Source organism: Mesosutterella porci (genome assembly GCF_022134585.1).
GTDB lineage: Bacteria > Pseudomonadota > Gammaproteobacteria > Burkholderiales > Burkholderiaceae_F > Mesosutterella > Mesosutterella porci.
The window spans coordinates 1-3,217 of record NZ_JAKNCT010000023.1 but is presented as its reverse complement, the minus strand read 5'-3'; the positions used below and the strand labels follow the sequence as shown (position 1 = coordinate 3,217).

3 protein-coding genes are annotated in these 3,217 nt (G+C 57.9%); all 3 read left to right on the top strand.

What is annotated here, in order from left to right; genetic code table 11:
* Positions 1 to 299 (top strand): hypothetical protein (locus tag MAF45_RS11170; RefSeq protein ID WP_237980730.1); only part of this gene is annotated, 299 nt, incomplete at its 5' end.
* A 134-nt stretch (positions 300 to 433) separates the two neighbouring features.
* Complete coding sequence (gene ilvD / locus MAF45_RS11165; protein ID WP_237980728.1) at positions 434 to 2,092, top strand: dihydroxy-acid dehydratase; 1,659 nt, start codon at positions 434 to 436, stop codon at positions 2,090 to 2,092.
* A 120-nt stretch (positions 2,093 to 2,212) separates the two neighbouring features.
* Positions 2,213 to 3,016, top strand: coding sequence for a prolipoprotein diacylglyceryl transferase (lgt, locus tag MAF45_RS11160; protein ID WP_237980726.1), 804 nt, complete (start codon positions 2,213 to 2,215; stop codon positions 3,014 to 3,016).
* The last annotated feature ends 201 nt before the right edge of the window (positions 3,017 to 3,217 follow it).

The following is a 3,217-nucleotide window of genomic DNA, read 5'->3' as shown; positions in this document are numbered from 1 at the left end:
AAGGAGAAACAGGAAACGGTGTCTTGAATGCTGCTGATTACGACAGAAATTTTTTCGAGAAATTGAAAAGCCGGATGCCTAAAATAATTCCGTCTTACATCTGTCCAAGAAATCCATACCAGTTCACCGTAGTTAGTTCCATGCGGCACGTTGCCGCGGAAGCCCTTGGAGAGACTGGGGAAAAACATCGGGAGCGCCGCTCTGATTTCCTTTTTCTGCGCAGATCCCGGGCTGACCTCATCCCGGTTTACTCCCGCTGCCTTTTATTTGGCCGGACTGCCGGATCTGTCCGGGTGTAAATCTGATTCGGGAAAGTATATACAATTTAGTACTGAATTTTGTATTGTTCCGTTGTATAACTTCCAGAAGCTGAAAATAAAGGACTAGCACGCTTCAACCCGTCAGTCCAACGACTCAAATTGAGGAGAAACTAATGCGCAGTGACAAGATGAAAAAGGGCCCAACGGCTGCCCCCCGGCTTGCTTTGCTGAAGGCCCTGGGCCTGACGGATGAGGAGATTGAGCGCCCGTTGATCGGCATTGTCAGCTCCAAGAACGATATCGTTCCGGGGCACATGAATCTGGACAAGATCGTGGATGCCGTCAAGCAGGGAGTCGCCCTGGCCGGCGGCGTGCCGATTGTCTTCCCGGCGATTGCGGTCTGCGACGGCATTGCCATGGGACACGAGGGCATGAAGTATTCCCTGGTTTCGCGCGAGTTGATCGCGGACTCCACGGAGGCGATGGCCATCGCGCACCCCTTTGACGGCCTGGTGATGGTGGCGGCCTGCGACAAAAACGTCCCCGGCCTGCTGATGGCTGCGGCCCGCATCAATATTCCGTCCATCGTCATTTCCGGCGGACCCATGCTCGGCGGCTGGTTCAAGGGCCACAAGGTGACTGTGTCCTCCGTGTTTGAGGCGGTCGGCACTTTCCACGCTGGTAAGATGACCGCGGAAGACCTCAACGGGCTCGTGAACTGCGCCTGCCCGACCTGCGGGTCCTGCGCCGGCATGTTCACCGCCAACTCCATGAACTGCATGAGCGAAGTCCTCGGTCTGGCGCTGCCTGGCAACGGAACCATCCCTGCCGTGATGAGCGAGAGAATCCGTCTGGCTAAAAAGACCGGCATGCGGATCCTTGACCTGGTGAAAGAAAACGTCAGGCCCCGCGACATCATGACTGCCGAGGCCTTCGAAAACGCTCTGATGGTTGACATGGCGCTTGGCTGCTCGACCAACTCCATGCTCCATCTGCCGGCTATCGCTCACGAATGCGGCATTGAGATCGACCTGGGCTATGCGAATGAAATTTCGAAGCATACGCCCAATCTCTGTCACCTCTCCCCGGCCGGTGAGGCGACGATGCTCGATCTCGAGCAGGCCGGCGGCATTCCGGCCGTGATGCACGAGCTGTCCAAACTGGGCAGACTGCATCTCGACTGCCGCACTGTCACGGGAAAGACGGTGGGAGAAAACATCGCAGGGCACGAGATACTGAACCCCGAGGTGATTCGCCCGATTGACCATCCGTTCATGAAGGAGGGGGGCATCGCGGTGCTCAAGGGCAATCTTGCTCCCGATGGCTCGGTGGTGAAGCGCTCAGCGGTCGATCCCTCGATGATGAAGCACCAGGGTCCGGCTCGTGTTTTCGATTCCGAGGATGACGCCATCGCCGCCATTCTGGGCGGCAAGATTCACCCGGGCGATGTCGTGGTGATCCGCTACGAGGGGCCCAAAGGAGGTCCGGGGATGCGTGAGATGCTCAACCCGACTTCGGCCATCATCGGAGCGGGGCTTGGCAACACTGTGGCTCTGATCACTGACGGGCGTTTCTCGGGCGCGAGCCGTGGAGCCTCCATCGGGCACGTCTCGCCCGAAGCTGCCGATGGCGGCCCGATCGCTCTGGTGCACGAAGGCGATCAGATTGCCATTGACATCGAGGCCAATACCCTCACGCTGTGCGTGCCCGACGAGGAGCTTGCCCGCCGCAAGGCTGCATGGGAGCCCCGCCAACCGAAGATCACAACGGGCTACCTGGCCCGCTACGCGAAGCTGGTCAGCTCCGGCATGAAGGGTGCGGTTCTGTCCTGATCATCCGGGACTTAGCCCGCTTTTGACATAAAGAGTCTTTTCCCGGGAGGGCATTCCTCCGGGAGAAGGCTCTTTTTTTCACTACAATGCTTGGGTTTTGAAAATTAAGAAGATCTCGCCATGCTGATTCATCCACAATTTGATCCGGTTGCGTTTTCGATCGGGCCGGTGTCAGTCCGCTGGTACGGCATTATGTATCTGGTCGGGTTTGCGGCTTTTTATCTGCTGGCGAGGCTGCGCTGCAGGGAAGAGTGGAGGGGGCTGAAGGTTTCGGATCTTGAGGATCTGCTGTTTTACGGCATTCTTGGCGTTGTGATAGGCGGGCGGCTTGGATTCTGCTTTTTCTATCAGCCTGGCTTTTACATCCATCACCTGGAGCGCGTTTTTGCGATTTGGGAAGGCGGCATGAGCGTCCACGGGGGGATGCTGGGCGTTGCGGCTGCCATTGCTTATTTTTCTGTGACGCACCACAAGAGCTTCATGAAGACGGCGGACTTTGTCATTCCCCTCGCGCCGGTCGGGCTGTTTTTCGGACGGATAGGAAATTTCATCAACGGAGAACTCTGGGGCCGGGTGACCAGCCCTGACTTTCCTTTTGCCATGGCCTTTCCCCAGTCGGGGGACATGTTGCCGAGGCATCCCTCCCAGCTTTACGAATGCGGCCTGGAGGGCGTCCTGCTTTTCACTCTGACGTGGCTCTACTCAAGAAAGCCCAGGCCCCAGGGGGCTCCGACCGGAGTCTTCCTGCTCGGCTACGGGGTGTGCCGGTTTCTTGTCGAGTATGTCCGCGAGCCGGACTGGTTCCTCGGCATCAGGGCGCTCGGGTTCACTAGGGGACAGTGGCTGACCATGCCGCTTATTCTCCTCGGCCTGGCGCTCCTTCTGCACGGGTATCTCGGCAGGAGGCCCCGCGGCGCGTCCTGACGGGACGGCGCGGCGCCGCATGGAAAAGCGCGGAATGAAAAAAGGCGGAAGGCCGATCGGCCTGAACTGTCCCCACTTTGTGAGACAGAATTAATTGAGCGTCGGAGTGGTTTTACCTGTTACCGCTTCCCTGAATTGCCTGGGGGAGCGGTAACTTAATTTCGCTTGAATGCGTTTCTCATTGTAATAGGCGCAATAGGC

What these genes read in the sequence shown, in the direction of transcription:
- ilvD (WP_237980728.1), top strand. Translation starts at nt 434, where the DNA reads ATGCGCAGTGACAAGATGAAAAAGGGCCCAACGGCTGCCCCCCGGCTT.
- lgt (WP_237980726.1), top strand. Translation starts at nt 2,213, where the DNA reads ATGCTGATTCATCCACAATTTGATCCGGTTGCGTTTTCGATCGGGCCG.